Source organism: Nodosilinea sp. LEGE 07088, from assembly GCF_015207395.1.
GTDB lineage: Bacteria > Cyanobacteriota > Cyanobacteriia > Phormidesmidales > Phormidesmidaceae > Nodosilinea.
Genome location: NZ_JADEWX010000252.1, coordinates 1 through 6,269, shown reverse-complemented (window position 1 = coordinate 6,269; position 6,269 = coordinate 1). Strand labels below are relative to the sequence as shown.

The following is a 6,269-nucleotide window of genomic DNA, read 5'->3' as shown; positions in this document are numbered from 1 at the left end:
GCCCAGAGCCCGCCGACCCCCGCGAACCCGTGCGCGTCATCCTCATCGGCACCGCCACCGGCATGGAACTCGTCATCGCCCATCTGCACCAGCTCGGCTTTGCCGAACCCCGCGCTTGGAGCAAGCCCCAGCTCGACCCCAACACTGGCCAACCCATGCGCATTCTCACCAAATGGATTCACCGCCTGTGAGTCAGCGACCCGGTTCAATAGGGTCTGGGGTGCCTCGGCACCTGCTCTCACATCAACGCCTGAAAATCGGGGTGAGGCCTATAGCTAACCGGATGCTGGCAGCCGGTGTCATACTAAATAGGCGAAAACCCCACCCGGCTACCGATGACTGATTTTCTTGCCCCCCTCAATCCCGCCCAGCGCCAGGCCGTCGAGCACTACTGCGGGCCGCTGCTGGTGGTAGCTGGGGCGGGGTCAGGCAAAACCCGGGCGCTCACCTACCGCATCGCCAACCTGGTGCTCACCCACAAAACTGACCCCGACAACATTTTGGCGGTGACCTTCACCAACAAGGCCGCCAAGGAAATGAAGGAGCGCATAGAGGTACTGTTTGCCGAGCAGGATGCCCAGGCCCGCCACGGCAAGTCGCTCTCGAGCCTGCCGCAGTACGAGCAAACCAAGCTCAGATCCCAGGTCTACAAAACCATTACCAAGCATCTGTGGATTGGCACTTTCCACGCGCTCTGCGCCCGTATTCTGCGGTTTGACATTGAAAAGTACCAGCACCCGGCGGGCTACCGGTGGACCAAAAACTTCTCCATTTTTGATGAGTCTGACGCCCAAAGCGTCGTCAAAACCATTGTCATCCAGACCCTGAACCTGGACGACAAAAAGTTCAACCCCCGCTCCGTGCGCTTTGCTATCAGCAACGCTAAAAACCAAAACCTCACCCCCGATGAGCTAGAAAAAGAGCAGCCCAACTACCGGGGCCGGGTGATTGCCGATGTCTATCGTCACTACCAAAAGGCCCTAGCCGAGAACAATGCACTCGATTTTGACGATTTAATTCTCATGCCAGTGCACCTGTTTCAGCAGAACGAGCAGGTGCTGGGCTACTGGCACAAGCGCTTTCGCCACATTTTGGTGGATGAATACCAGGACACCAACCGCACCCAGTACGACCTGATTCGCCTGCTGGCCACCAACGGAGAATCGATCGCCACCTACAAAGACTGGAACCACCGCTCTGTTTTTGTCGTTGGTGATGCCGATCAGTGCCTACCGCCCGACACAGATATCCTGACGCCTCAGGGGAACGTTCCAATTCAGTCGCTTCAGGTTGGGGATGAGGTACTGTCTACGCTGGGGCAGAAGACCCTATATCCAGCGAAAATCACTCACATTCAAAAAGGGCAGTTCAAGGGAAAGTTATGGTGTGTACGGGCGGGCAATCGCATCCTTAGGGGTACCCCCCACCATATTCTGATGGCTCGCATGGTGCCGCTGCTGGATTGCTACTATGTCTACCTGATGTTTCGGCAAGATCGAGGCTATCGTATCGGCCTGACCACCGGGCAGCGCTCTAACGACTATGGCAAAAAGGAGATTGGCTTTAAGGTTCGGGTTGCCCAGGAGAATGCCGATAAGCTCTGGGTGCTAAAAGCCACCGATAGCTATGAGGAAGCAGCTTATTACGAGGCATATTTTGCCGCCCAGTATGGCTTACCGACTATGGTGTTCCATGCCAAGGGGCGAAAGCTGAGTATTTCAGACGAGACGATTTTCAAGTTATTTTCTGAGCTGGATACGTTTACGAAAGCCGAAGCGCTAATGCAAGACCTTTGGCTGCATCCCGACTTTCCCCATTACCGCCCTCAAAACGGGTTGCGTCGTCAAACGATCAATTTGACGATGTTCGGCAATGTGCGAAAAGAGCGTCTGCATCCTAAGGCTGATCACCGCATCCAGTGGTCATCCAATCGGGCTGATATTGCGGCTAATTTTGCCGAGGCTGGCTACCCCATTCGTCCAGGCAAGCTACCGGGTACCTACCGCTACGAAACCGCTCGAACGTCCTACCCTGAGGCCGTCTCTATCGTGAAAGCGGCGGCGGGGGCGGGAGGTTTGGACATTCGTCGTCGAGCCCAGATTGACGGCGAAATTTATAATTTCTTGCCCCTTTCCCATCTCCATCCGGGTATGAAGGTACTGCTAGACGTAGATGGACAACTAGAGGAGCACAACGTTTCTGACGTTTGGCAAGAAAACTACGATGGCGAGGTCTACGATCTAGAGGTCGATCGTAGCCACAGCTACGTCGCTGAAGGCTTGCTGGTACACAATTCCATCTATTCCTTCCGCGCTGCCGATTTCACCATTTTGATGAACTTCCAGGATGACTTTGGCGACGGGTTGCCCGACGATGACACTCGCTCGATGGTCAAGCTGGAGGAAAACTACCGCTCGACCAAAAACATTCTCGAAGTCGCCAATCACCTGATTGAAAACAACACCGAGCGCATTGACAAGATGCTGCGGGCCACCCGAGGGGAGGGGGAGAGCGTCTACGTCTACAGGGCCGATACTGAGAGAGCTGAGGCCGATTTTGTAATCAGCCAGATTCGCAATCTGGAGACCCAGCATCCGGAGTTAAACTGGGGCGACTTTGCAGTTCTCTACCGAACCAACGTCCAGTCTCGTCCATTTGAAGAGGTGTTAACCCGCTATGGTATTCCCTACCAGGTGGTGGGGGGGCTGAGGTTCTACGATCGCCGCGAGATCAAAGACGTACTGGCCTACCTGCGGGGGATCGCCAACCCCCTCGACACCGTCAGCCTCAAGCGGGTGATCAACGTGCCCCGGCGCGGCGTCGGCAAGGGCACCCTCGACAAGCTGGAGCAGGCTGCCCTTAGTACCCTGAAAATTCCCTTGTGGGAAATTCTCAGTGATGAGACCTCAGTAAAGACTCTTGCAGGGCGGTCTGCCAAAGGTGTGATAGAGTTTGCCGACATTATCAAAAAATACCGCCAGGACATTGACGAGAAAAAAGGGTCTGAAATCATTCAAGGTGTGATTGAAGACAGCGGCTACCTGGCGGCCCTCAAGGCCGAAGGCACCGACGAGGCTGATGAGCGCTTGGGTAATGTACAAGAGTTGTACAATGCTGCACTGCAATTTGAGGAGGAAAACGAAGATATTTCTCTGCTGGCCTTTCTCGCTAATGCTTCCCTCGCCTCAGACCAGGATAATAAGGGCAAAAATGCTGTCTCGCTGATTACCCTGCATGCTTCTAAGGGTCTAGAGTTCCCTGTCGTGTTTCTCGTCGGTCTAGAGCAGGGCCTCTTTCCCAACCATCGCTCGCTGGAAGACCCCGCCGCCACCGAAGAAGAGCGTCGCCTCTGCTACGTGGGCATTACCCGCGCTAAGGAGCGTCTGTTTATTTCCCACGCCCGGGAGCGTCGTCTCTACAGCAATGATCGCCAACCCGCCAGTCCCTCTCTATTTTTATCCGAATTGCCCTTAGATTACATCACGGGCAACAGCAGCACGGGCCTACCCCAAAAGTGGAGCACCCCCATTCGCGAGGCCCGCAATCAGCGCGAGGCCGCCGCCCGACCTGGCAGCGGTGCCCACGAGACCGATTGGACGGTGGGCGATGTGGTGGTGCACAAGGCCTACGGAGCCGGTGAGGTGACCCACATTTTTGGGGCAGGCAATAAGATCTGCCTGGCGATTTACTTTCAGGGCCAGGGTCGTAAGATCATCGACCCCAAGATTACGGCGCTACAGCGGGCGGAGTAGCTCGCTGCGGCTAAAAACCGGGTTTCTGCGCTAGTAACGAGCTGGCTTGCTGCTAATAAAAGAAACCCGGTTTTTGATGACTGGGTGTCTGTCCATGATAGACCTACCAGTATGCTCAGTCGTGAATCATGTTGAGCAGGGTTTGGGTCAGCCCTTGCTCAGCGATATCGGTGGTTTTAACCGTATCGACAATGTCAAAGGCCGCGCCGTGGGTCTGGAGGTCGTCATCTAAGGCCTGAAAGAACCCCGTTGCGATCGGGTCGTCGCCCACCTGCACCAGGCCGATGGCCAGTTCGGTGGGGTGCTCTAGCTGCTGAGTCACATGGATGATCGTCTTGGCGATCGCCAGGCGGTCTTGGGGTTCCCCATCGAGTAAGACCACGATGGTTTCGCCGTTGGCCTTGGTCTTGCCTGCTGCTTTGCGATGGAGATAATCTTCCAGAGCCGCCGTCAAAACCCCCTGGAGCGGCAGACTATGGGGGGGATAGTTGCCGTCTAGCAGTGTCGCCAGGTTGTCGCTGGTGACCTGCTCATACTTGCGAAAACAATTGATTGGCACCTCTTCCTGGCAGGAGACGTAGAGCGTTACCCCGTCGGGATCGAGGCGCTCGCATTGATGAACTAAGGCCTGAGTTGCCGCCTGGGCCTGGTTCCAAGCATTGATCTGCATGGGTAGTTGGCAGTGAGCGGCAGTCTTAGCCAAAATCACAACGTAGTCACGATCCTGGAGGATGGTCGAGGTCATGCTGGGGGCGATCGCGCGATCGCGGCGAGAGGTCACCCTAATGTACCCCAATCATTCCTGGGCTCTACTTGGGCCTCGCTTGGGCCCCGCTTTGGGTCAGCGCGCGGTTTAGACGCGGTAAGATCTTGGGCGCAGTGCTGGCGATCGCTACTATGCCAAACAATGCTTTACCCCTCCATACCCTCAACCCCCTAGGGCGCTTCTCGGACCGCGCCGCAGACTATGCTCGCTATCGGCCCAGCTACCCCGAGGGGGCGATCGCCGCGATGTTGGCCGACCGGGGCGACCCGCGATCGCTCGTGGTGGCCGATATTGGGGCAGGCACCGGTATTTCGAGTCGCCTGCTGGCCGATTGGGGGCCTCGCGTCACGGCTTGGCATCGGGTCTGGGCTGCGATCGACGGCATGGTGATCTTGCAGTACGTCACCAACCTGTACCTCAGCGAAAAGGTGGGTAGTTCTGTTTAGAGCGGATCTAACGATTGCCATGAGTTCAGCGATATCAGGCTGAGAGTGTTCCAACTAAATACCTATCCGGTGTCTCTCCGCGATCGGCCCCTGGATCGAGTTCGCGTTCCTGATCGGGATATTTTTTTAGGTGGAATACTCTTAGGGAGTTTCTAGAAAAGAAGATATCCAAGGTAGGGGCGCAGGGCCTGCGCCCTTGAGAGGACGCAAAATTCTTGGGTATTTTCATTGCCAGCAGCACCCTTAGAGATCGTCAGGATCAACGCCAAGTTCTCGCAGTTTGGCGGCTAGCTTGTCGTTGCGCTGGTGCTCTGCTTGCGCCGTCTCTTCTGGGGTAGGTACCAATTGCCCCCCAGGGGTAAAGAATCGCAGCTGTTGGTCTTGAATGCCCAGATAAAGCTCCAGCTGGTGACTCCAGAGCCAGCCGCGCTCGTTCGGTTCTAGCTCGTGATATTTGCCATCGAGCAGATGATAGCCCTGAAACTCTAGGGTGTTGGGGTCAAACCAGAAGTAGTCGGGGGTGCGAAAGGTATCTTGGTAGAGCTGCTTTTTCAAGCCCCGGTCGGTCTGGGCCGTAGACTCTGACAGTAGTTCAATAATGATGTTGGGGTACTTACCGCCCTCTTCCCACACCACCCAGCTTTTGCGCGATCGACGCTCTGTGCCAAGCACAACGAAGAAATCTGGACCTCGAAAATCTTCGGATTTGAGCTGGTTCGGACTGTAGTAAATGGTGATATTGCCGGACACGTAGAAGTCTTGTCGATCTTGCCATAGCCACCGTAGTAGGCGAATTAGCAAATCGATTTGGTCGCGGTGTAGATCAGTTTCCAAGGGAGGCTCGTCGCTGTAGATGTCACCAGGCGGAAAGACCATATCCTCCCCCCCCTGAAGCACTACGGCTTGGGGCGCTTGGGCGGCAGTGCTTGGGTCTCGGGCCAGAGTCATGGCGACAACAGGATTGAGCATGCTTCTAGTTTACCGTCTGTCTATAGTTGGCTAGCGGCTATCCCCTGACCGTTAAATCCAGCTGCGGTCTAGCTTCTCAGACTTGTTACCTACGCCCAGCGGTGGCACCCGCGTTGCCTGGGGTTGAGACTGCGTTTGCCCCCTGACGCAAGTTGGGTGCCTAGTGCGCGATCGCTGGTTTACAGCCTACGCTACCTCTAGTCTTTAGCCTTAACGGGTGACAAGGGTACTCAACGTCATGCGGTACAGGGCTTTGAGACAATAAAGGGGACAAAAAATAGGGAGCCTCAGTGCAGCTCCCCTAAACCAATATGTTTCCTGCATCCTACCAAACCA

At 55.7% G+C, this 6,269-nt stretch carries 5 protein-coding genes; 3 read left to right on the top strand and 2 right to left on the bottom strand.

Annotated elements, in window-relative coordinates; translation table 11 throughout:
* On the top strand, positions 1–191 hold a 191-nt coding region (locus IQ254_RS28965; protein WP_193969618.1), incomplete at its 5' end, for a hypothetical protein.
* A 144-nt stretch (positions 192–335) separates the two neighbouring features.
* On the top strand, positions 336–3,752 hold the full coding sequence (locus IQ254_RS32885; protein ID WP_193969617.1) for a UvrD-helicase domain-containing protein: 3,417 nt from the start codon (positions 336–338) through the stop codon (positions 3,750–3,752).
* A 115-nt stretch (positions 3,753–3,867) separates the two neighbouring features.
* On the opposite strand, the gene IQ254_RS28955 is transcribed toward IQ254_RS32885, so the two are convergent.
* On the bottom strand, positions 3,868–4,533 hold the full coding sequence (locus IQ254_RS28955) for a hypothetical protein (protein WP_193969616.1): 666 nt from the start codon (positions 4,531–4,533) through the stop codon (positions 3,868–3,870).
* Positions 4,534–4,622: 89 nt separating this feature from the next.
* Between IQ254_RS28955 and IQ254_RS33320 the strand changes: the two genes are divergently transcribed.
* On the top strand, positions 4,623–4,964 hold the full coding sequence (locus IQ254_RS33320; protein WP_193969615.1) for a hypothetical protein: 342 nt from the start codon (positions 4,623–4,625) through the stop codon (positions 4,962–4,964).
* 243 nt (positions 4,965–5,207) lie between these two features.
* On the opposite strand, the gene IQ254_RS28945 is transcribed toward IQ254_RS33320, so the two are convergent.
* The gene (locus IQ254_RS28945; RefSeq protein WP_193969619.1) at positions 5,208–5,912 is read right to left on the bottom strand and encodes a Uma2 family endonuclease; all 705 of its coding nucleotides are present in this window, start codon (positions 5,910–5,912) and stop codon (positions 5,208–5,210) included.
* Between the last annotated feature and the right edge of the window lie 357 nt (positions 5,913–6,269).